This window comes from Streptomyces sp. NPDC057428 (assembly GCF_042803195.1).
GTDB lineage: Bacteria > Actinomycetota > Actinomycetes > Streptomycetales > Streptomycetaceae > Streptomyces.
In genome coordinates this window covers 1-21,423 of record NZ_JBHVCT010000100.1, presented here as the reverse complement: position 1 = coordinate 21,423, position 21,423 = coordinate 1, and the positions used below count along the sequence as shown (strand labels likewise).

Genomic DNA, 21,423 nt, shown 5'->3' with positions numbered 1-21,423 from the left:
GATGTGTATAAGAGACAGGGCTCACCCACTCCCCGGCCGGCCGGGGAGTGGGTGAGCCGGCCCGGGTCATGCCACGATCGAGCGATCGGCACGGCAGTAGGCATAGCGACGGCACTGCAGTCGATATGACGGGCACGGACAGCGGGACTAATCTGTTGGGGTGAACGTGCGCCCGGCGCCTCGGCTCCTCGGGGTCATTCCCGCACCGGGCCTTCGTCACGGAACGGCGTCGATCTGTTCCTTGCTTCCTTCGACGACGGAGGTGATGGTCTCGAAGTCGGCCGCGAACAACTCGGGGTCCCCGGCATCTTCGGAGCCGTGTTCAGTGCCAGATTCCACGCCTTGCCCATGAGCAGGGGGTGTCTGCTCAGTGGCCGCCACGTCGGCCGCGGAATATCCGGTGCCTCCCGGGCTTTGAACAGACACGGGTGCGAACACGGCTTTCCGCGATGCCGGTCCGGAGGGACTGGTCGCAGATGTCATCCTCGCCAAACCATCCCCGGAGCGCCCACCCGGTCTCATCCCCGGGTGAACGTCCGCTGGGCCGGAGTACCTCGGGAGTATTTTGGAGCCGCACGGACACGGGGCACAGGTGGGCCAACGCCTGCCTGATCCTGGCTTGGGCGGGGACCGTGGTGTCGTTCGGATACGGCCCCGGGGTGACCGACCTCGTCTCCGGTGCCCCCGCGAAGTGCCCGTGAAGGATTGCCGCGGTCCGAGCGGATCCGGTGCGCACGGTCGTGGTATGTACCACTGATTTTTTTGCTGAGCTGAAAGAGAGACACAGGTTATGGGCGACGTTGAACAGAAGGCGTGGTTGGCCGGGGGCTGCTTCTGGGGAATGCAGGACCTGATTCGCGCGCTCCCGGGGGTGACCGCAACCCGCGTGGGATACAGCGGCGGCGATGTGCCGAACGCAACCTACCGTAATCACGGGAACCACGCCGAGGCGATCGAGATCACCTTCGACCCCGCAGTGACCGATTATCGCAATATCCTGGAATACTTCTTCCAGATTCACGACCCGAGCACCAAGGACCGGCAGGGTGGCGACATCGGTGCAAGCTACCGCTCCGCCATCTTCTATTTCGACGATGAGCAGCGAAGCATTGCGGAAGACACCATCGCCGATGTGGACGCTTCAGGTCTGTGGCCCGGAAAGGTGGTCACCGAGGTCGTACCGGCCGGGGAATTCTGGGAAGCCGAGACGGAGCACCAGGACTACCTGCAGAAGTACCCGGAGGGGTACACGTGTCACTTCCCCCGCCCCGGGTGGAAGCTGCCGAAGCGCGCGGAAGCGTGATACGGCGCTGACCAGCTAACCGCCCGGATTTCCGGAGGCGGCCGGGGCATCCGACCGGTCGCCGTGCCGGATCAGATAGCTGACCACCGTATTGGTCACGGCCACGAGCGGCACCGCGACGACAGCGCCGCCGATGCCCGCCACGAAGCCGCCGGCCGCCACCGAGAGGATGACCGCGAGAGGGTGCACGCGGACGGCGTGACCCAGGATGAACGGCTGGAGGATGTGCCCCTCGAGCTGCTGTACGGCGAGCACGATGAGCAGGACCAGGAGCGCCTTGAACACGCCTTCGGCGACAAGAGCGACCACGACTGCCAGCGCCCCTGACACGACCGCTCCGACGAGTGGCACGAACGCCGCGGCAAAGATGATGACGGCGAGCGGCAGGGCGAGTGGGACGCCGAGGATGTAGATCCCCAGGCCGATGCAAGCGGCGTCGATGAACGCGATGGTTGCGGTGCCGTGTACGTAGGCGGTCAGGGTGTGCCAGGCGCGAGGACCAGCGCCGCGGAGGGCGGGGCGGGCCCTGGCCGGAGCGAGTTTGAGACTCCACGTCCAGATGCGCGCTCCGTCGTACAGCAGGAACAGCGTGGAGAACAGGGTCAGCAGAACTCCGGCGAGCAGTTCCACGACAACGGTGAAGCCCTGGATGCCGGCGTCGGTGAGCTGCCCGCCTCTGGAACTGATGCTTTTGCCGATCCGGTCCGTGGCGCTGTCGATCTGCTTCTCCGTGATGTGGAAAGGGCTGTCGACCAGCCAGCGCTTGAGATCGTCGACCCCGTCCTCCAGCCGGCCGGACAGGTCGTCGAAATTGTCCATGACCTGCCAGACGACGAACCACCCCACGAGTCCCAACAGGACGAATCCGCAGAGTGCCGTCAATACGGTGGCGAATCCCTGGGGCACGCCGTGTCGATTGAGGCGGGCCACCGTCGGCTGGAGAAGCGCTGTGATGAGGATGGCCGCGACCAGCGAGAGAGCGATGACGTGGACGGCGCTGATGACCTGCCCCAGCACCCACAGACCGGCCGCGATGACGAGAAGGCGCCATCCGGCCTCCGCCGCTACGCGAATTCCCCAGGGGATCACCGCCGCCGCGGGCTCCTGCCCGACGCCTGCACGAGCTGAGGGGTGGGGCGGGGCGGTCGTGGCTCTCGGGGCGGCTTGTGCCACATCCGGTCGCCCTCGCCTCCCCTCTTCCTGGGAACGGAGGCGTTCGAACCAATTCCTGAACCGCACGGCCGCACCTGTTTCTCAGATGAGGAGCTTTGTTGCGACAGGTGCCCCGCTCCGCTCCTGTGGGTGAGTAAGCCTGCTATCTCCCGTAAGTAGGATGAGATTCAATACCAGGCTGTGACCGACAGCCTGCCCCCTGGTGCGGTAGGGGCGGTGGATCACTCCATCGGGTCAGGAGAGAGCGCGTCCGGCGCGCCGCCGTGCGCTGGATCCAGCCGTGCGAACCGAATCGCTCCACCGGCGCCGGAGCACCACTGGGGACACCGTCCCCGATGCCAGGTACTCGTCCGTCGGCGGCCTCGGTCACCGCGCGGTCGGGTAGGTCGGCATCGCCAGATGAGCCAGGTCCGGAGGGGGAGGCGTTGACCGTGGCCAGAGCGGGGCGGCCTCACCGTCGGCGAGTGCGGCAGGCGCGTCGGTCAGATTCATCCGCTCGCGAAGACGCCCGTAGAAGTCCATCGGTCCCAGCCGCACGGAGCGCAGCCGTCGAGGGGCGGCATAGACGCCGATCCAGTCGCCCGGATCGAGTACGCCGCGCAGTTGGCCGTCGACGCTGACCGCGGCCTGACCCGAGCGTTCGAGCAGCCGCAGGGCGATGGGCTCGTCCGGTGCGGCCACGACCGATCTGTTGAAAGCCATGTGCGGAGCGACCGGCGTGAAGATCAGTCCCTCGGCGCGCGGTGAGACGACGGGGCCGCCGGCGGCGAAACTGTAAGCGGTCGAACCCGTCGGTGTGGCGACCAGCAGTGCGTCGGCGGAGTAGGACGCCAGGAGCCTGCCGGCCAGGTAGACGCCGACCGACACCTGCCGGTCCCGGGAGAGCTTCTCCACGACGACGTCGTTGAGCGCGGTGACATTCAGTGCGACTCCCCACTCGCTGCCGGTCTCGCAGTCGTCGCGTACCCGGGGCGGAGGCAGGAGGGGGCCGCGGCCGTAGCAGAGGAGGGTCGCCATCCCCTCCGGGATTGCCAAGGGGCGGGAAGCACGCAGAGTCAGCAGCATGCGTTGCTCGATCTCGACGTCGTCGTCGCGGACCGCGTCCAGCGCCGAGCGCACGGCTGTGGCCGACACCTCCGTCAGGAAGCCGACGCGGCCCAGATCGATTCCCAGTACGAGCGCATCGTTCTCGGAGGCCAGCCGTGCACCGCGCAGGAAGGTGCCGTCGCCCCCCAGGGTGACGATCAGCTCGGGGTTGCCCGCGGCTTCGATCTCCTCCGCGGCGCTGTGCCGGCCGCTGTCCTGCCACACGTCGATGTCGGTGCACTGCACACCCTGTTCCGCGCACCAGGCGTGGACGCTTCGAGCAGCTTCCATGGCCTGTGCGCGTCCCGCGTGCACGACCATCCCGATACGGCCGACTGTCATAGTTCCCTCCATTGCCGACTGGCGACGGGTCACCCTCTCCTCCGGGTGCGACGTCTGTCAGGCGACGCGCGCGCGTACGACCGTGGGCCACCCCATCGGCCCGGCCGGGGCGGCGGCGCAGATCAGACGGTCCGCAAGGCGCCGAGTGCTACGACGGGGGAGATGACGAGAGCGGCGAGCGACATGGTCGTGGCGGTCGGAGCCGTCGGCCCGGGCGTACTTCCGCGACTCAGCCACGAGCCCGCCGCGCCGTCGGTGAGTGAGCGGACCGGCCCGTCGCGACGACTGTCCGTCCCGCGGTCCGGACGGCCGGCACGTCCTGGACGAAGTCGCGGATGGCGCGGGTGAACGACGCCGTTTCATCGACGTGCGCCGAGTGCCCGCCGTCCTTCAGCACCAGCAGCCGCGCGCCGGGTATGACTTCGGCGACCTCCCGACCCCATTCACTACCGCTGCTGACGTCATTGCGGCCCAGGATGACCATTGCCGGCACTGTCAGACCCCTCAGCGAGGCGCGATCGTCGATGGTGTCCGGGGTGAGGTCCTCGTCGAGACTGGAGACGCAGGGCACCGCCTCGGACGCCGCGAGGACGGGACCGGCGGTCCGGCCGGCGACGGCCTGCTCAGATTCGTGGCCTGTGCCATCGGCGTACCCGTGGCCGGTGGCCGGGGCTCCCTCGTAGAGCACCACGCCCGCCAGCCGCTCGGGACGGTGAACGGCGTGGTGGGCGGCGATGAGTGCACCGTGCGCGTGCCCCAGAAGGTGTACCCGGCATACGCCGAGGTTGTTGATCAGGAGTTCCAGGAAGCGGCTGTAACGCTCCCTGGTGTATCCGTGCGGGTGGGACGGGAGACGCCCCGAGGCTCCCGTCCCGATCGGCTCCACATAGACCATGGTGAGGTGTTCCTCGAGGGCCGGTGTGCGCAAGTAGGCCCAGTTGATGCCGGGGCCTCCGGGGTGGGCCACGCAGACGGGTCCGCTGCCGTGCACGTGATAGCGCTGGGCGATGCCACCCACCTCGAAGGAGTGTGAGCCGGGGAAGAGGGTCGGAAGAGGCCGGAATCGCATCGGTGCTCATGTGGGGGCTCCGCATCGTGTGTAGGGTCCTCTACATCGACACGAGGCTGCCGGGACGTACACCCCGAACGCCGGGGCCGGGAGCCGGCCGTCGCCTCAATCCGCGGACAAATGCACTCGCTGCGTCAACTCTTGTCGGCGGACGCGCTCGCCGCGATCTTTCGCGGGCTCCGCTCGACGAGGGAATACATCACGGATCGCTTCTGCTTGTGGCGCTGGATCCGGCCCTTCGCCACCAGCGACTCCAGGGTGTTGCGTACGACCTGGGGTGTCGGCGTCCGATCCAGATGCTTCTCCAGTAGTTCGTCACGCAACTCCTTTGCGAGACGCGGTTCGTCGTGCGTCCCGAGCAGGTCCATCAGGACGCGACCGAGAAGAGGCTGACGGGAGATCCCCCGCCCGACAGCCTTCGGTGCGGCGCCCTTGCGCGGCTGCGTCTCCGCGCCCTTCGCGGGACGCCCGGTCCCACCACCGAGCGGCTCGGCCGCTTCGGATACGGGCCGGGCGCTTCCCGCCTGTGCCTGTCCGGGCAACGACGGTGCGTCCGACGAACGCTCGAAACGCTTCGCGAGGTTCAGGATGTCGACCAGGAGACTCTCCTCCTGCTGCAACATCTTGATTTTCTCGCTCAGTTCCTGCTGTCGGCGGCGATTCTGCTCCAGGTCCGACGCGGCTTGTTCTACGTACCGCGAGCGGAGCGTGGCGGCTGATTGGCTGGGCACAACCGTTCACTCCCTATAAATGTGGATGACGTTGCGCATGGTACCCACGTCCGTGACGTGTATCGAAGCCCACTAACGCTTCCAAGGTGCTCAGCTGGGCCGAGAGTGCCGCTTTCATGCGAATACCGTCATGCGTCCGTCAGCGGCACGAGACATATGCGTGAGTCTTGATACGGCTGGAGAGTGTGCGCAGCGACTGTAGGCGCCTTCGGCGTACGTCGCTGAGGACAATGCCGAACTGTCGGTCGGGGGCGGCGTCGGCGCTGCGCTGACGCCGGCATCCCGCGGTATCCATACCTGGTGGATACGTTTTCTCCGAGTGACCATCGTACTCGTCGCGCGATCCCGGTTGCAGGGAAAAGACGGCCCGCCCCCTGCGGAGACCGGTGTGGGGGAGGGCCACACGGTCGTCACACCCGCAGCCGCCGGGCCGCCGGGCCGCGTGATGACGTGCCGCATCACCGTTGCGGTACAACGCGGCATCGCGGCGACACAAAAGCGGCAGTTTTCTGGCACCAGCCTCTGCCTATGGTGCGGATGCGGGGGCTGCACCGGCCTCTGTTCGCGGCACGACAGAGAACCAGAATGGCTCAGACAATGGCTACACCCCCCACGCCAGCAAACCGGTCGGACCAGCTCGGGACCATCATGAGAGAGCATCGCGACGGTCTGGTGTCATACGCCGAGAGAATGCTCGGTGACCGCGGGCTCGCCGAGGACGTCGTACAGGAAACCGCCATACGAGCCTGGCGGAACGTGGATCGTCTGCTCGGTACCGAGGGATCGGTCCGGGGGTGGCTGTTCACCGTGACACGCCACCTGGTCATCGACCTGGTGCGGAAGCCCCATGCGCGCAAGGAGGTCGTGGGGGCCACGTACAACGATCCGGCCTTCGTGCGTGACGGCACGGACGCGGTACACAACTCGCTCGTCGCGAAGCCACTGCTGCTTCGGCTCTCACCGGAGCACCGCGCCGTGCTTGTGCACATATACCTGTGCGACCGCACCATCCAGGAGACCGCCGGCATCCTCGGAGTGCCGACGGGCACAGTGAAGTCGCGCCAGCACAACGCGCTCCGCAAACTGCGCACCGTAGCCGGTGTCGAGGCCGCCTGAACCGGGCCTCGACGGCCGAGGGCCGAGGCGCGCGTCAGTGCGAAGCTGCAGCTTGCCCGCTCTTCTTGCGCGCGCGGTAGGCGGCTGCCTTGATCTTGTTCCCGCATGAGTCCATGCCACACCACTGCCGCCGCACGCCCCGGGAGCGGTCGACGTAGATGCGTGTGCACTGGGGGTTCCCGCACTCCTTGAGCAGCGGTACGTCCGGCCCGCTGAGGAGTTCGACCGCCTGCCGCGCGATGGTGGAGAGGGCTTCCCCCGGCGTCGCCTCCGTCCAGCGCCCGGAATGGGTCAGCTGAGGCGCGGCCGCAGGCTTGCGGGCCGTCCCGTTCACCGCGTCCAGCGCTCGGGCGGAGAATTCCTCCTCGAGACGACGGGCGGTCACCAGCTCGTAGACGGCCTCCCGCAGCACCTTCGCCTCCTCGACGTCCGCCTGCTCGGCCGGGGAGATCGCGTCCACGATGCCGGACTCCAGGAACCAGGCGTCCAGTCTGTCGGGTGACACGAACATCTCGAAGCGCAGCGACCTGCGTGCGCGGAGCGTGGCGGCGAAGTCCAGGGCGGGGTTCCCGCAGACGAAGACATGGTCTAGATTCATATCACCATTTTGGCAGGTGACTTATCGGCCCGCAAGAAGCGGCACTCTGCTATCCGGGTTATCCGGCATGCGACTCCGGTTCGATGCGCACGCGCGGGCCACGCCGAACGGTGGACGTCTGGCGGCGACCTGCTGCGAGATTGCGAGGTTGTCGACCGGGCACTCTCGTGCCCCACGTTGTTCGAGGGGTATCCCTCGACTGCCGTCCTGCCGTCCTGCCGTCCTGCCGTCCTGCCCCGGCTCGACGAGCCCAGTCGTGCGCCGAGTCCGTCACCTGCTTGACTGGTAATCAAGGACCATGTAACTATCGTCACCGGTCAAAGAGGTGATGATCTTGGCGGCGCAGTGCGATCGTCCGCGGTCTCCGCGGTAGTCGCACCCGTTTTCGCCTTCGCCCCCTCCGTCCCGCCCATTGCCACCGCCCGCACGGGCGTGGCCGTCCCACGGCACGGCGGAACGGACGGTCGCGAACGTCACTCCATCGAATGAGGGGCTGGACATGGCAAGGAAGGCGGACAAATCCGCTGGTGGCGCGCCCGTCGGGCGGCGGGCACTGCTGGGCATGCTCGGTGCCGGAGCCGCAGGGCTGGCCACCGCGCCCTATCTGCAGCGGGGCTGGGAGAGCACCCTCGCCAAGGCGTCCCAGGTCGACGCGACCGGGATCACCGGCCTGCTGCCCAGTCCAGGCGGCTTCCGCTACTACAGCATCGTGGGTTCGGTGCCCCGCAAGGACGAGACGAACTACGAGCTGCGGATCGACGGCCTGGTGGACAGGCCGAAGACCTACTCGCTGGAGGAACTGCGCGCACTGCCCCGGACGCGCGTCGTCCACGACGTGCTGTGTACGGACGGATGGCGCGTGGAGGACACGCCCTTCGACGGGGTGAAGCTCGCGGACCTCCTCGATGCGGCAGGGGTGCGGGCCGAGGGCAAGGCCATCCGCTTCACCTGCTTCGACGGCGCGTACACGGAGAGCCTGACGCTGGAGCAGGCGCGGCGGTCCGACGTCATGGTGGCACTGAACATGCAGGACAAACCGATCAGCCACGAACACGGCGGGCCGGTCCGCCTCTACGTCGCACCGATGTACTTCTACAAGTCGGCCAAGTGGCTCTCCGGCATCTCGGTCACCGACAAGGTCGTACCCGGTTACTGGGAGGAACGCGGATATGCGGTGGACGGCTGGCTCGACGGAGAGGACCGGCGCGGTGGTCAGGCAGCCTGAACGCGCAGAGAAGATCTCCCGGTTCAGCGGCGCCGAGCGGCTGGTGCACCGTGCCACCGGATGGCTGATGCTGCTGTGTCTGGTGTCCGCAGCGTGCCTGTATCTCGGGCCGGTCGCCCAGTTGGTGGGCCGACGCCACCTCGTGATCACTGTCCACGAGTGGTCGGGCATTCTGTTGCCGGCGCCCTTCCTCCTCGGTCTGTTCTCCCCGGCGTTCCGCGCCGACCTGCACAGGATCAACCGTTGGGCGGCGTACGACGGTCGGTGGCTCCGCGCGGTCCGCGGACGGCTCACCGACCCGGGCTCGCGTCCCGCCGGCAAGTTCAACGCGGGCCAGAAGGTCTACGCGGGATGGATCGCGGGAGCGGTACTGGTGATGATGTTCACCGGTCTGCTGATGTGGTTCATGGGGCTGCTGCCCTTCATCTCCCGAACCAGTGCGATCTTCGTCCATGACGTCCTGGCCTGGGCGATCACCGTCGTCCTGATCGGTCACATGCGCAAGGCGTACGGTGATCCGGTGGCCAGGGCGGGTATGCGCACGGGCTACGTCGATCGCGGGTGGGCGATGACGCATCACTCGAAGTGGCTCACGGAGGAAGGCGGGGAGCGCAGCCGGGCGGGGAGCGATGTGGGCTGACGAATGGCCGGCCTCGCAGCGTCGACATCAGGAAGTGTCTCCGGCGCGAACTGGGAGTACGGACCCGTGGACGATGGGTGGACCTGCCTTGACGAGGATGGCCCTGAGCTGTTCTACGTCCGCCGAACGCAGCCCGGGCGGACCCCTGTGTGACCTGCGGACTGAGCGGGCCTGCCGGAGGAGCTCATCGGACGTGCCGTCTCGATGAACGCGTGTGACCTCGACCGGCCCTCGTGAGGGCCGTGCCGGTCGGTCGGTCGAGTTCCACGTCAGCCGTGGATGTGCCGGATCCGTCTCCCGGCAGGTAACCACCGGGAGACGGAACGGGGCTTGAACAGCGGCCGCCATCGCGAGGCGGGGGACCAAGCGATGGCGGCCGCCCAGTCCTGCCGCCAAGCCCAGCCAATACGCCAGGCGGCAGGAGTCTCTCTTCATGGGAACGGTCGGGAAGGCCTCGAGGGTTCACGATCGGTGCGAGAAAGTCCGACGCGGTACGAGGTGGGTAGCTGCCCCTTCCCGCAGTCGCTGCCCGGCGCGGAAGGGGCATGCACCTTCATCGCTCGAGTGGCGGTCGGGCCGGGGTCAGAGCCCCAGGTCCGCGGCGAGGCAGGAGAAGAAGTTCCACTGCCCCTCGGGGTTGTACATGTGGCCGGCCTTGCCGCCCGGGTCGGCGGGCTTGGCCTCGACCATGTCGTCGTAGCGCGTGCGCTCGGGCAACTGACTGAACCGGGCCTGACGTACCGTCGCAGAGTCGTCCATCGTTCCTTCGGTGCCCACAGTCAGCCTCCGCTGGGTCAGTGGCGGAATGCGCCGCACTGCTTGACTGGCACAACAATGCACTGCGCCATGTCACCAGTCAAGGCGGTGATCTAATTGTCACCTACTTGACCGGTGATGAGGGCTCGTGCGAGAGTAATTGCCTGCGCAAGGTGCGCCTCGCATCCCGACCGGAAAGCGCCTCACCTGGCACGTGTGAGGCCCGTGACGGAGGGGCCCCGGACGCGGTTGCGGCGGGCGCTGCCCGCCTCCGGGTCGGCTTCTCGGCTCGGAGGGTGCCCATCATCAGCGACCCTCCGCTCGTCCGCCAGAACGCCGAAGCGTGATCTCGACCGGTCTCCTCACACGCAGGAAAGGCGATGAGCGATGTACATGGAGGAACAGCGTTCTTTGAAGAGCAGCAACCCGGTCCTGTCGCGCCAGGAGTTCCGCCGGGAGCGTGGGCGGAAGGTGACGGCTGGGTGGCCGGTCGGTGGAGTGCCGACTGCAGGATGGGCGAAGGCCCGTTCGCTCGTTGGGCGGGCTCCGGGACGGGAAGCCGCGACCGCCCTCTCGCCGCAGCCGTCCGTTGCTCTGATGACGATGAACGCCGTCCTCGGGCGGGCCGCCATAGCCTTGGCGACCGTGGTGCTCACGGCCGTCCTGTGGTGGACGGTGCCGCCCGTCGCCCCGACGAACCTGGGCGCGTCTTACGGTATCGCCGGTGGGGCTGCCCTGGTGGCCTGTCTCCTGGTGCTCCTCCAGGCGCGCATGGGGCGGCCCTCGCCAGCCTTGATCCTGGTCTACGCGGCTGTGCAGGGTGTCTTCCTCGGAGTGCTTTCCAATACCGTCTCCACGCACATGTCGGCAGGGGTGGTCGTGCAGACGGTGCTGGGGACGATGACGGCCTTCGCCGGTGTGCTGATCGCGTACGGGCTGCGCTGGATCCGAGTGGCTCGCCGACTCCAGGGATTCGCCGCTGCCGCCGCTCTGGGTCTTCTCCTGCTCGCTGCGGCCGACTTGCTGTTCTCCACCTACACCACATCCGATGGTCTTGGTTTCCGAAGCGGCGTCCTCGGCGCCGTTCTCGGTGTTGCCGGCGTCATCATGGGAGCGTCCTTTCTGTCCCTGCACTTCAAGCAGGTCGAGGACGGAGTCACCTACGGCGTCGCTGCGGAGGAGTCCTGGCGAGCAGCCCTCGGCCTGACCTTGACTCTGGTGTGGCTCTACGTGGAAACGGTGCGCCTGTTCACCTTGGTGCGGGAGGACGACGTCTACTGACCGGTGCTTGCCGGCCGGTCCGGGGTCACTCGTCCGTCACCTGTGCACCGCGTGGGTGCCGAGGGGGCGCGTGCGTTGTCCGAGGCGGCGGGCAGGATGAGGCCATGACAGACGGAACGACCTGGCTGGCCGATCGGCAATCCATCGCTTTCGGCGGGTATCACGTGGTATCCGCCCGCGGGATATCCCCGCAGGAACTCGCCACGCGTCTTGCGGCGACCCTGCTCTACGAAGCGGAGCACGTCGTCGTGCCGGTCGGGGACCACACCGGAACCTCGCTCCTGGAACTCATGGACGATTACGGCGACGTCGGGCTGCGTCTCGGCTCCGTGGGGGACTGGTCGTACGCGGTCGCGTACGGCGGCTGGCAGGGCGAATTCGGACCGGTGGCGCCGGTCTCGCGCGACGGCGCGCATGTTTGTCTCCTGGAGTACGAGGAGGAGAACGGCAAGCCGGTGCCGCCCCGGTTCGCCGCTTTCCATGACGGTCTGCTGTTGGCTGCCTTCAATATGCATCTGGACGCCTCGTGGGGCTACGAGGGGATCGAAGGCGAGCCCGGCACAGTCGCTGTGCTGCATGATCGGCTCACGGCCGCCGGCCTTCCGGCCCCGGAGCGGGACCGAAGTGACGTCCACCGCGCGGCGTTGGGAGTTGTCGAGGAGTTCTTCGGGCTCTCGTTGCCGCGGGATCCGATCGTGAGCGGGATGCTCCCGGCCGTCCTGCTCGAACCGGCCTGATCCCGAGCCACGTCGGCACCGGGTCCTGCCTCCGTAGCTGTGACCGGGGCGACGCCGACGCCTCTCAGGCGCGGCGGACCCGCCACAGCCATGTTGCGGTGGCGGCCAGCAGGGCGAGCATGGCCAGATTGGCCAGGAGGGCCGGGGTGTCGCCCAACGGGCCGCCGTCTGAAAGGTTCCAGGTGGCGATGACCGCGCTCGGCACGACGGCGGTAAGCAGTGCGCCGGCGGTCTTCTGGACTGCTGTCCAGTGCACGGAGGTGCAGAGAAGTACCGCGCCGGCGACGCGGAACAGCGCGCCGAACAGTGGCCCGGGGAGGGCAGGGAAGATCATCATGAGGGGCAGTGAGAGGGTCAGCATCAGGAGCGGTACCAAGGGGTGCACTTTGCCGCGCCGGGAGGGCGCGCCGACATTGCTCGGGGCTGATGCCCCGGCGGCCGCTTCCCCCGCCTCGGCCAGCGCAGTCGCCGCGATCGCGCGGGGGTCGCCCAGCTCCGTGAGGATGTCGCGTATCGCGACGTCCGGGCGTTCGGCGCGCGTCACCTCGATGTGCTCGGCGAGATCGGCGAGGAGCTCCTGACGGCGGTCGGCGGGGAGTGCGGAGGCCTCGCGCTCAACGGCGGAGAGGTAGTCGCTTACGGGGTCGGCAGCTGTCTTCATGCGAGGTCTCCGGTGGATGGGTGCGGAGTGGTCAGGAAGGTGTCGACGGCGTTGCGGAAGCCGGGCCAGACTCGGGTGAACTCGTCGAGTGCGGCCCGGCCGCTGTCGGTGAGCGCGTAATAGCGACGAGGTGGTCCGGAGGCGGACTCCTGCCAGGTGGTGGTGACGAGGTCGTCGCGGCGGAGCCGGGAGAGCAGGGGATAGACCGTTCCCTGGCTGGTGGCCAGGGCGCCGGAGTCCTCCAGGGCGTGGAGGAGTTCGACGCCGTAGCGGGGGCGGTCCCGCATCAGGGCGAGTACGCAGTACTCCAGGACACCCTTGCGGAGCTGGGCGGCTGCCCGAGCCTGCTTGGTCGAATCACCTGGTTCCATGCGATGCAAGATACCTGGTGGGGCAAGACAACGGGGAGAGGGGTGCGAATTCCCTCCATGGCAGTCGACTTCCCCGGGCCGCGTGCGGCCCGGGTGACACAACCTTCCTACCTGACAGAGCCGTTGTGGCGGCGCTGCGGGCCCCGGATGCGGTCGGCGCGGTGGCCGTGAGCGCTCGGACGGAAGCTCGCAGGCGGGGGATTCAGGGAGGGCATGGGTATCGCGACGGAGCCGGAGGTGGACGGGATCGTTCCGATCCCCGTCGGCCAGAGCTTCGCGGCGGCCGGATGAACCGACACGCCGTGTCCGAGGCAGGGGTACGGCAGGCACCGGGCCGCCCGGTCAGAAGTCCCTGACCGGGCGGTCCGGTGCCACGGTGCTGCGTAGCGGTCGACGGCGCGACCGAGCGGAGGTCAGCCGCGGCGCAGCGATTCGGCCGCCCGTTCGGCGATGGCGTAGACCGTGGCGTTGATGTTGTTGGACGGAATCGAGGGCATGACGGAGGCATCGGCCACGCGCAACCCGTCGAGACCCCTGACGCGCAGGTCGGAATCCACCACGGACACCTCGTTCTCACCCATCGCGCAGGTGCCGACCGGGTGGCAGTAGGAACTGAAATGCTTCCGGGTGTAGTCGCTGATCGACTGCTCGTCCGCGGCGTCGAGTCCGGGGCCGACCTCCTCGATCCCCCACTCGGCGAGCGACGACGACCGTGCGATGCCTCGTGCCGTCGCGATACCGGACAGTACCGTCCGGACGTCCTGCTCCTCGCCGAAATAGTTGGGGTCTAGCAGGGGCGCCGCGTACGGGTCGGCCGACGTGATCCGCAGGGAGCCACGGCTGACCGGCCGCATGGGCGAGACACCGATGGTGAAGCCGTTCTCCACGGGGGCTATCGGATTGGGGACGGGGATGTCGATGAAGATGATCTGCAGATCGGGCCCGTCCGCATCCGGGGTGCTGCGCAACAGGCCGAGGATCTCACCGTGGTTGTTGCGCGCCGGCGGCACCTGCCGCTGGGTGCGGTACACGAGATTGGCCCGCGGGTGGTCGTGGAGGTTGCGGCCCACGCCCGGCAGGTGATGAAAGACGTCCACCCGTGCCTGGCGCAGGTCGTTCTCGGGGCCGACTCCGGACCGGAGCAGCAGTTGGGCAGAGCCGATGGTGCCTGCGGTCAGGACCACTTCGCGATCTGCCGTGGCGGTGTGGGTCCGGCCGTCGACGCCGTACTCGACGCCTGTGCAGCGCTTGCCGCCGAACAGCAGCCGGTGTGCGACCGCGTCCGTGACGACGTGCAGGTTCGGGCGGTCGATGACCGGTGTCAGATAGGCGTCCGCCGCGCTCTGCCGACGCCCGTCGACGATGTTGAGGTCCACGGCCGCGAAGCCCTCTTCAAGACCGCCGCTGATGTCGTGGGCGTGCCGGTGTCCCGCTTCGACGGCGCTGTCGAGGCATGCGAGCAGGACGTCGTTCGGCCGGGATGCGGGGCTGACGATCAGCGGTCCGGCCGTGCCCCTGCCCTCGGCGCCGCTGATCGCGGTCTCGGTGCGCTGGAAGTAGGGCAGCAGGTCGTCGAACGCCCAGCCCTTGGCGCCGTGTTCGCTCCAGCTGTCGTAGCTGGAGCGGTGTCCGCGGGCGAACACCATGGCGTTGATGGCCGACGAGCCGCCGAGGCCGCGGCCGCGGGGAAGGGCGACCTGCGCGCCAGAGGCCCGCTGCGACACGGTCTTGTCCCCCCAGCTGGCATTCGTGGCTGCGAGACGCGGCCAGGAGGGCGGCTGCGTCACGGCGTCCGGCAGGGCGGCGGTCGAGGCCCCGGCCTCCAGCAGCAGGACACGTACCTCCTTGTCCTCGGACAGGCGCGAAGCCAGCACACAGCCGGCCGTTCCACCTCCGACGACGATCACGTCGTACGCCGAACCCTCACTGGTCATGTGATTCCCCTGTTCCTCTTTGCGGCTGCTCGAATTGGTGACTCAGAAATAACCGTACCATTGCGTGAATCGGCGATTCACAAAAATTGGTACCACCGATTTGTGGCTCTCCGGGCCGATGGAGGAGGGATGTGGAGAGTTCTTCATATCGCTACTGACCTGCTGGAACAGGCAGGGGTGCGGGCGAAGCGTTCGATGGCGGCGCATCCCGGAATTCATTCCGCGGGCGCCTTCAGATTCATTCGGAATGACGGTTCAAGGAGGTCACCACCAGCCCCCTTCGCGGCCTGGAGGAAGCGCTCGGTGAGCGTGTGACTCGGTCCGGCGGGCGCGCGAGCGCGCCAGGGGGCGGTGCGGTCACCCGCGGAACACGCGGGCACGGCCCTGCCGAGCCCTGCTGACCGTGCGTGGTCACACGTTGCGGAGGAGGGCTCGGCGCGGGGCGTTGTCAGTCCAGCCTGCTCCAGGTGAGTTCGGCTGTGCGGTCTGCGCCCCACATTCGTACGGGCGTGGAGACGCCTAGCTTGAGGAGCGAGTCGGCGAAACTCACCTTGCGCACCTGGGAACGTCCGACCCAGTTCGGGAAGAGACTTGTCGTGACGTGGTGTGCGACGGTCGTCGGATCGACGACCTCGAAAGGCCCGCCGTAGGCGAGGTAGCTGACCGACGCCCGGGCGAGTTCGTCGGTCGCGGCGTCCTCGAGCCGTGCCGAGATCATGAGAGGGCGGTCACCGCGTCCCAGCTGCGCCGACATGTATCCCTGAGCGGTGTACACGATCAGCCCCTGCGGCTTGAGCCCGAAAGGGTGGATGACCTCTCCAACGGTGCTTCTGGCGGTGTACGACACGAGCTGCCATGCTCCGAGCAGCCTCTGGCGCACCTGCTCGCGGGCCGCCCGTTCACCTCTTGCGGCGGGAGGGGCAGTGGTGTCCATGGTCGGTACTCCTTTCATGCGACGAGAGGGAGCGGATGAAGCCTTTATGCGGTGGGAGCGGCGATCAGCCCTGGGTGAGCTCTCCGTCGACGAGCCGCCAGAGTTGGAGCTCGTTGGTCTCACGGAGCGGCTGCGGCAGCAGTTCGTCAGGGAAGTTCTGATAGGTGATCGGGCGCACGAACCGTTCGATCGCGCCCATGCCGACGGACGTGAAGCGGCTGTCAGAGGTGGCAGGGAACGGCCCCCCGTGGGTGGAGGCGTAGCTGACTTCCTGCGGGATCGAGAACGCGTTGAACACGATCCGTCCGGTGCGGCGCTCCAGTACGGGCAGCAGCTGCTCGGTGACGGTGCGGTCGGCGCTCTCGGCATGCATGGTGGCCGACAGCTGTCCGCGGAAGGCACGGGCCACCTCGAGCAGCTGCTCGGTGCTGGTCAGCCGGACCAGCAGGAGGGTGGGGCCGAAGACCTCTTCGCGCAGGGCCGGCTCGGCGAGAATCTGCTCACCGGTGACTTCGAGGAGCAGCGACTGGCCGTCAGCCGCTCGGACGGGGGCTTCCCCGGAACCGAGTCGGGCGGCGCCGTGGTCCTCCATCCTCTGCACGTTCCGGGTGTAGGCGTCGTGGATGCCCGTCGTGAGCATGGGGCGCGCCTCCACCTTCTCCACCTCGGCGACGGCCGCGTCACGCAGTTCGGCGTAGCCGGGTCCTTCGACGGCGAAGAGGATGGCGGGCTTGAGGCAAGCCTGCCCGACGTTGTACATGCCGCGCTGGACCAGGCCCGTGCCGATTTCGGCCCCGCGGGCGGCGAGGGCGGCGGGCAGGACGAAGGTCGGATTGACGCTGGTCATCTCGGTGAACACCGGGATCGGGTCGGGGCGCTGCTGAGCGCGACGGTAGAGGGCCATTCCGCCGGCCTCGGACCCCGTGAAGGTGACCGCTCGTACGAGGGGATGGTCGACCAGAGCCTCGCCGATCTCGTTTCCGTCCCCGCGGACGAGTGAGAAGACCCCCTCGTGCAGCCCTGCCTCGGCCACGGCCTGCTGGATGATCCGGCCCTGTATCTCGGAGGCGCCGGGATGCGCGTTGTGGGCCTTCAGGACGACAGGGCAGCCGGCGGCGAGAGCCGAGGCGGTGTCATTGCCCGCGACGGAGTAGGAGATGGGGAAGTTGCTGGCCCCGAAGATCACGACCGGGCCCAGCGCCACCTTCTGCAGCCGGTGATCCATCCGCGGTGAGGGCAGGCGGTCCGGCTGGGCGGTGTCGATGGCCGTCTGGAGGAAGCGCCCCTGACGGACCACGGTCGCGAACTTGCGGAACACTCCGGCGGCCCGCACCGTCTCACCCTCGAACTGGGCGGCCGGCAGGCCGGTCTCCAGAGCGGTACGTGCGGCGATCTCGTCCTTGCCGGCCTCGAGCTTGTCCGCTATGAGCTCGAGGAACGCCGCGCGCTCGGCCAGCCCGGTGTGGCTGTAGCTGTCGAAGGCATCGTCGGCGAGGTTGAGGGCGCGGTCGACTTCGGCTCGGCCACCGAAGGCGAACTCCGGCTCGATGAGTTCTCCCGTGGCAGGGTTGAAGGCCTTCATGACCCCCGCGGTGGCGGGCACCCGGGCCCCGCCGATCAGCAGTTCTCCGGTCAACGTCATGACTGTGCTCCCTCGAATGCGGCGGTGAACTCGTCCGTGGTGGTGATGGCGTGGGCGTAGGTGGGGCCGTTCAACTCGTGAGCGGCATGCATCATTTCGGGCAGGAAGGCAGCGGTAGCATCGCGAACCAAGGTCACGTGGTAGCCGAGTTCCATCGCGAAACGGCCTGTGGACTCGATGCAGGTGTTCGCCAGCAGGCCGACGAGCACCACGTGGGTGATGCCGTGCTGCTTGAGCTGGAAGTCCAGGTCGGTGTTGGCGAACCCGCTCTGGGCCCAGTGCTCGGCGACGACGACGTCTCCGGGCTGCGGCTGGAAGTCGGGGTGGAACTCCCCTCCCCAGGTCCCGCGCGCGAAGCTGTGCCGCTCCATGATGCCGAGCTGGGTGGGGTTGGGGTGGTTCCACGTCTCGTAGTCGCCCGGCTCCCAGCGCCGGTGGGGGACGAACGCGACGAGCGAACCGGCGTCGCGCGCGGCCCCGACCACGGAGCGCAGATGATCCAGCAGGCCTGTCTCGTCGGCCATGGGCTTCAGGCGGGGCCAGATCTTTCCGCCCTCGGACAGGAAGTCGTTGTAGGGGTCGACGAGCAGGACGGCAGTGTGACGGGGGTCGTATTGCTGGGACATGAACGCTCCAATTTGGATGATGGCGAACATCTACATTGAAGATTACTTGCATCATCCAGAATGTCAAGGATCTACCGTTCGAACAGCAGGAGGCGGCTGTCGCGTATGATGGGCATCATCTAGCATTCCGATACGACGAGTACCCCTCGAAGGAGGTGGTCGGCATGGGACGCTCACAGGCCGAGAAGGTGTTGACCCACGAGCGCATCCTGCGCATCGCAGCCCGCAAGGTCCGTGAGGAGGGTGTGACCCGTCCTGGCGTGGCGGACCTCATGAAAGAGGCTGGTCTGACCCACGGCGGGTTCTACAAGCACTTCGCCTCCCGCGACGACCTGATCGTCCAGGCTTCGGCAGCTGCTCTTGCCGAGGGCACGGCGAAGATGAAGCGCTCCGCGGGGAAGAACGAGCAGGATCCACGCGCGGGGCTGATCGACGCCTACCTGGCGAAGCCGCACCGCGACACGCCTGCCACCGGTTGTGCGCTGGTCCCTCTGGGCGCCGACGCGGGGCGCGACCCGAACCTTCGAGAGGCGTACGAGAAGCAGGTTCGTACCTACCTGGAACTGCTCGAGGGTCTCGACGATCAGGCAGGTGATGCCCGGGCCGAGGCGATGCTCACGCTCAGTGCTCTGGTCGGCGCCGTGCTCATGTCCAGGGCCGTGGCCGACCCGGATCTGTCGGACGAACTGCTGGAGACGGTCACCGGAGAACTCAAGCGATACGCCGCCAGGGTGTCGTCCCCGACCGGGTGACTGCCATCCTCAAGGGGTCGTGACCCAGGCGTCATCCCATGGGATCGACGTTCCAGGCGTCGGGCAGATCGCTGCCGCAGAAGACGCAGACGAAGTCGCCCTCGCGCACGATGTTGTGATCCTGGCATCCGGGGCAGCGCCGGAACAAGACGTCGCAGGTGAAGCCGGACGGGCGCCCGAGCTACGCGGTGTCCAGGGCGCGAGCGACCGAGGGCCAGGAGCTGACGTCCGGGCAGTTCCCGGTCGAGTGGATGCCTATCTCGCTCACCGTCCAGTACGAATGGCCTGTCCCCCGCCACCGCATCCCGGCCCACCCGTGCTTCGTCAGCCCCGGAGGCGGTGCCGGTGCGGTCCCGGCGGCCTATCCAGGGATCATGCCTGGGGCGCGACGTCAGGACGGTCCGCTTCGCCTGCCGGGTGTGTGTTCACGAGCATGAGTACGTCGCTGTCCGGAACTTCGCGACCCTCGTCGTCGAGGAACCCCACGTGGACGGGGCGGCCGTCCTGGCGTGTCCGACGGAGCGCGGAGGGTCCCGAGGGGCGGGTGCGGTGTGCGTCGCCCCACTGCTGGAGCGCGGCGAGGGTCAGCCGGAGTTCGCGGCCGGCTTCCGTCAGTTGGTAGCTCTTCCGAGGTCTGTTGCCCGGCTCCTGGTAGGTCTGGGTGCACAGCACGTCCGACTCGACCAACAGCTTCAGACGCGTGCTGAGCAGATTGGAGGCGATGCCCAAGGATGACTGGATCTCGGCGAACTTGTGCCTGCCGGCGAAGATCTCGCGGAGCACCAGAAAGGTCCAGCGTTCACCGAAGATCTGCAGGCTGCGTTCGATGGAACAGGCTGGGTCGTCGTCCGTGGACCCGGACCACTGCCGTCTGCTCGACACCGTCCACCTCCTGTAGTCGCGGACTCACCAGCTGTGTCCCGCCGTCGCGCTTCCCGACAGGCAGCGTACCTCTTGGCTTTCTCTTTGCAAGTGAGGAGTGTCGATCGGTGGGGCCGATGCCCGGTCGGCCGATGCGGGTTCGATTGCGAGGTCAGACCTCGGGGGAAAACCTGTTCTCAGCGCGACTGGTCCGTGGGTGCGTCCGGGGCCGGTCATGACCTGGGCGGCATCGCGCATCGTGCGCACCCCGGGGTCCGGCAGACGCGTCTGCCCGCCTGCCGCCCAGCGATCCGGACTCTGGATTGAAATTAAAGAGTCAAGTGCTAGCCTTCGCGTCGTCGAGATGCGTATGCCGACGGCTCGAACGTACGGAGGTCCCATCCGGTGGTGCCGTCCTGTCGGATTGAGGCGCTTTGCGGCTCACCCTTCGGTCGGCGCCCCTGAGGGGCACGCATCCGGCCTCGTTCAAGCGATTCAGCGGATCACACGTGTGGCGGGCACCCCTGACCGAGGCCCGCCGTGAGAGGAATGTGCCATGGACATCAAGGGATCGATCGCACTCGTTACAGGCGCCAACCGCGGCATCGGCCGCGCGTTCGCCCGCGAGCTGCTCAACCAGGGCGCCGTGAAGGTCTACGCCGGTGTCCGGGATCCGGCCACCGTGACGGATCCCGGTCTCGTCCCCCTTCGCCTCGACGTCACGGACGAGGAAAGTGTGGCCGCGGCCGCGGCAGTCGCGGGAGATGTCTCCATCGTGATCAACAACGCGGGGGTCGGTGGCTCCGGCACACAACTGCTGGAGGGGGCGTTCGACGGTGCCCGGCAGGCGATGGACGTGAACTACTTCGGGACCTGGGCGGTGTCGCGGGCCTTCGCTCCCATTCTCGCCCGCAACGGCGGAGGGGCCCTGGTCAACATGCTTTCGGTGGCGTCGTGGGCCGGACAGCCGCAGTTCGCCGGATACGCGGCGTCCAAGGCTGCTCAGTGGTCACTGACGGATGCCCTGCGGAAGGGGCTCCAGGGCCAGGGGACTCTCGTGGTCGGAGTGCATGCCGGATTCGTCGATACGGATCTCAGCGCCTGGACCGACGCGCCGAAGATCAGCGCCGCTACTGTCGCCGAGCTCACCGTGGACGCCGTGCTCCGTGGTCAGCTGGAGGTCCTGGCCGACGAGCAGACTCGTTCGGTCAAAGCAGCGCTGTCGGAGCCGCCCAGCCTGACGTCCGGCCTCTGAGCCCTCGCCGCCAGGACACTTCCGCAGCGAGCGGGCCTCGGCGGCGCGGCTGTCGGTGCGGCGGGGCACGCCACGTCGATCCGTATGCCCTCCCTGCCCATGTGCGCCGCGGGAAGCGGCGTGGTCGTGGTTGACGGTGCGACGGAGGCGGGGCGTGCCTGCGTTGCGGAACCTCCGCGCGATGCGGGGCACGAGGTGGCGGCAGGTCGCAGGAGGCGCTCGAATCGGCCTTTTTGGGCTCTCCTGCCGTATGTGTGGGTCACTCTGTAGCAACTTGACGGCCGGGGAGGGTGGGTTTGTCTCCGGCGAGGGTGAGCATGACGAGGGCGA

General features: G+C 67.8%; 22 protein-coding genes and 1 pseudogene. 8 read left to right on the top strand and 15 right to left on the bottom strand.

Annotated features, from left to right (window positions below):
• Nucleotides 1–216: 216 nt before the first annotated feature.
• Nucleotides 217–339 carry a hypothetical protein gene (locus tag ACFU5K_RS27360; protein ID WP_384066317.1) on the bottom strand — a complete coding sequence of 41 codons (123 nt, stop codon included), beginning with the start codon at nucleotides 337–339 and terminating at the stop codon, nucleotides 217–219.
• A gap of 451 nt (nucleotides 340–790) precedes the next feature.
• Between ACFU5K_RS27360 and msrA the strand changes: the two genes are divergently transcribed.
• Nucleotides 791–1,303, top strand: coding sequence for a peptide-methionine (S)-S-oxide reductase MsrA (gene msrA / locus ACFU5K_RS27355; RefSeq protein ID WP_384066315.1), 513 nt, complete (start codon nucleotides 791–793; stop codon nucleotides 1,301–1,303).
• Between the two features lie 15 nt (nucleotides 1,304–1,318).
• Here the strand turns inward: msrA and ACFU5K_RS27350 are convergent, their stop codons facing one another.
• From ACFU5K_RS27350 to ACFU5K_RS27335, 4 genes are all read right to left on the bottom strand, one after another.
• Entirely contained in the window at nucleotides 1,319–2,542 is a 1,224-nt protein-coding gene (locus ACFU5K_RS27350; RefSeq protein WP_384066313.1) for an AI-2E family transporter, read from the bottom strand.
• A gap of 300 nt (nucleotides 2,543–2,842) precedes the next feature.
• The gene (locus ACFU5K_RS27345) at nucleotides 2,843–3,904 is read right to left on the bottom strand and encodes an NAD(+)/NADH kinase (protein WP_384066311.1); all 1,062 of its coding nucleotides are present in this window, start codon (nucleotides 3,902–3,904) and stop codon (nucleotides 2,843–2,845) included.
• A gap of 229 nt (nucleotides 3,905–4,133) precedes the next feature.
• Nucleotides 4,134–4,973 carry an alpha/beta fold hydrolase gene (locus ACFU5K_RS27340; protein ID WP_384066309.1) on the bottom strand — a complete coding sequence of 280 codons (840 nt, stop codon included), beginning with the start codon at nucleotides 4,971–4,973 and terminating at the stop codon, nucleotides 4,134–4,136.
• Nucleotides 4,974–5,107: 134 nt separating this feature from the next.
• A complete protein-coding gene (locus ACFU5K_RS27335) occupies nucleotides 5,108–5,704 on the bottom strand; it encodes a hypothetical protein (protein WP_384066307.1) in 597 nt (198 codons plus the stop codon).
• A 648-nt stretch (nucleotides 5,705–6,352) separates the two neighbouring features.
• Here ACFU5K_RS27335 and ACFU5K_RS27330 point away from each other — a divergent pair.
• Entirely contained in the window at nucleotides 6,353–6,820 is a 468-nt protein-coding gene (locus tag ACFU5K_RS27330) for a sigma-70 family RNA polymerase sigma factor (RefSeq protein WP_384066305.1), read from the top strand.
• Between the two features lie 34 nt (nucleotides 6,821–6,854).
• Here ACFU5K_RS27330 and ACFU5K_RS27325 read toward each other — a convergent pair whose 3' ends face one another.
• On the bottom strand, nucleotides 6,855–7,418 hold the full coding sequence (locus ACFU5K_RS27325; RefSeq protein ID WP_384066303.1) for a CGNR zinc finger domain-containing protein: 564 nt from the start codon (nucleotides 7,416–7,418) through the stop codon (nucleotides 6,855–6,857).
• A gap of 499 nt (nucleotides 7,419–7,917) precedes the next feature.
• Between ACFU5K_RS27325 and ACFU5K_RS27320 the strand changes: the two genes are divergently transcribed.
• Nucleotides 7,918–8,643, top strand: coding sequence for a molybdopterin-dependent oxidoreductase (locus ACFU5K_RS27320; protein WP_384066301.1), 726 nt, complete (start codon nucleotides 7,918–7,920; stop codon nucleotides 8,641–8,643).
• On the top strand, nucleotides 8,588–9,283 hold the full coding sequence (locus tag ACFU5K_RS27315) for a cytochrome b/b6 domain-containing protein (protein ID WP_384066299.1): 696 nt from the start codon (nucleotides 8,588–8,590) through the stop codon (nucleotides 9,281–9,283). The genes ACFU5K_RS27320 and ACFU5K_RS27315 overlap by 56 nt, the downstream gene beginning before the upstream one ends.
• Nucleotides 9,284–9,865: 582 nt before the next feature.
• Here the strand turns inward: ACFU5K_RS27315 and ACFU5K_RS27310 are convergent.
• Nucleotides 9,866–10,042: a hypothetical protein gene (locus ACFU5K_RS27310; RefSeq protein ID WP_384066297.1), complete on the bottom strand. Its 177-nt coding sequence runs from the start codon at nucleotides 10,040–10,042 to the stop codon at nucleotides 9,866–9,868.
• Between the two features lie 384 nt (nucleotides 10,043–10,426).
• Between ACFU5K_RS27310 and ACFU5K_RS27305 the strand changes: the two genes are divergently transcribed.
• Both ACFU5K_RS27305 and ACFU5K_RS27300 read left to right on the top strand, forming a co-directional pair.
• Entirely contained in the window at nucleotides 10,427–11,320 is an 894-nt protein-coding gene (locus ACFU5K_RS27305) for a Bax inhibitor-1/YccA family protein (RefSeq protein ID WP_384066295.1), read from the top strand.
• A 104-nt stretch (nucleotides 11,321–11,424) separates the two neighbouring features.
• Nucleotides 11,425–12,057: a hypothetical protein gene (locus tag ACFU5K_RS27300; protein WP_384066293.1), complete on the top strand. Its 633-nt coding sequence runs from the start codon at nucleotides 11,425–11,427 to the stop codon at nucleotides 12,055–12,057.
• Nucleotides 12,058–12,121: 64 nt separating this feature from the next.
• On the opposite strand, the gene ACFU5K_RS27295 is transcribed toward ACFU5K_RS27300, so the two are convergent.
• The 6 genes from ACFU5K_RS27295 to ACFU5K_RS27270 form a co-directional block, all read right to left on the bottom strand.
• Nucleotides 12,122–12,718 (bottom strand): HAAS signaling domain-containing protein, encoded by a 597-nt coding sequence (locus tag ACFU5K_RS27295; RefSeq protein WP_384066291.1) that lies wholly within the window; start codon nucleotides 12,716–12,718, stop codon nucleotides 12,122–12,124.
• A complete protein-coding gene (locus ACFU5K_RS27290) occupies nucleotides 12,715–13,089 on the bottom strand; it encodes a PadR family transcriptional regulator (RefSeq protein ID WP_384066290.1) in 375 nt (124 codons plus the stop codon). Before ACFU5K_RS27290 ends, ACFU5K_RS27295 begins: the two co-directional genes overlap by 4 nt.
• A 413-nt stretch (nucleotides 13,090–13,502) precedes the next feature.
• Nucleotides 13,503–15,023 (bottom strand): GMC family oxidoreductase, encoded by a 1,521-nt coding sequence (locus ACFU5K_RS27285; RefSeq protein ID WP_384066288.1) that lies wholly within the window; start codon nucleotides 15,021–15,023, stop codon nucleotides 13,503–13,505.
• A 448-nt stretch (nucleotides 15,024–15,471) separates the two neighbouring features.
• Nucleotides 15,472–15,957 (bottom strand): lipocalin-like domain-containing protein, encoded by a 486-nt coding sequence (locus ACFU5K_RS27280; RefSeq protein ID WP_384066286.1) that lies wholly within the window; start codon nucleotides 15,955–15,957, stop codon nucleotides 15,472–15,474.
• 64 nt (nucleotides 15,958–16,021) lie between these two features.
• Nucleotides 16,022–17,599 (bottom strand): aldehyde dehydrogenase (NADP(+)), encoded by a 1,578-nt coding sequence (locus ACFU5K_RS27275; protein WP_384066284.1) that lies wholly within the window; start codon nucleotides 17,597–17,599, stop codon nucleotides 16,022–16,024.
• Nucleotides 17,596–18,225 (bottom strand): isochorismatase family cysteine hydrolase, encoded by a 630-nt coding sequence (locus ACFU5K_RS27270; protein WP_384066282.1) that lies wholly within the window; start codon nucleotides 18,223–18,225, stop codon nucleotides 17,596–17,598. Before ACFU5K_RS27270 ends, ACFU5K_RS27275 begins: the two co-directional genes overlap by 4 nt.
• 164 nt (nucleotides 18,226–18,389) lie before the next feature.
• Here ACFU5K_RS27270 and ACFU5K_RS27265 point away from each other — a divergent pair, with 164 nt between their 5' ends.
• Entirely contained in the window at nucleotides 18,390–18,977 is a 588-nt protein-coding gene (locus ACFU5K_RS27265) for a TetR/AcrR family transcriptional regulator (RefSeq protein WP_384066280.1), read from the top strand.
• Between the two features lie 31 nt (nucleotides 18,978–19,008).
• Here the strand turns inward: ACFU5K_RS27265 and ACFU5K_RS27260 are convergent.
• Both ACFU5K_RS27260 and ACFU5K_RS27255 read right to left on the bottom strand, forming a co-directional pair.
• A pseudogene (locus ACFU5K_RS27260) lies at nucleotides 19,009–19,251 on the bottom strand (hypothetical protein); the annotation flags it as partial.
• A 98-nt stretch (nucleotides 19,252–19,349) separates the two neighbouring features.
• Complete coding sequence (locus tag ACFU5K_RS27255) at nucleotides 19,350–19,859, bottom strand: winged helix-turn-helix transcriptional regulator (RefSeq protein WP_384066278.1); 510 nt, start codon at nucleotides 19,857–19,859, stop codon at nucleotides 19,350–19,352.
• A 535-nt stretch (nucleotides 19,860–20,394) separates the two neighbouring features.
• Here ACFU5K_RS27255 and ACFU5K_RS27250 point away from each other — a divergent pair.
• Nucleotides 20,395–21,093, top strand: a complete 699-nt coding sequence (locus ACFU5K_RS27250; protein ID WP_384066276.1) for an SDR family oxidoreductase — start codon at nucleotides 20,395–20,397, stop codon at nucleotides 21,091–21,093.
• Nucleotides 21,094–21,423 lie beyond the last annotated feature (330 nt).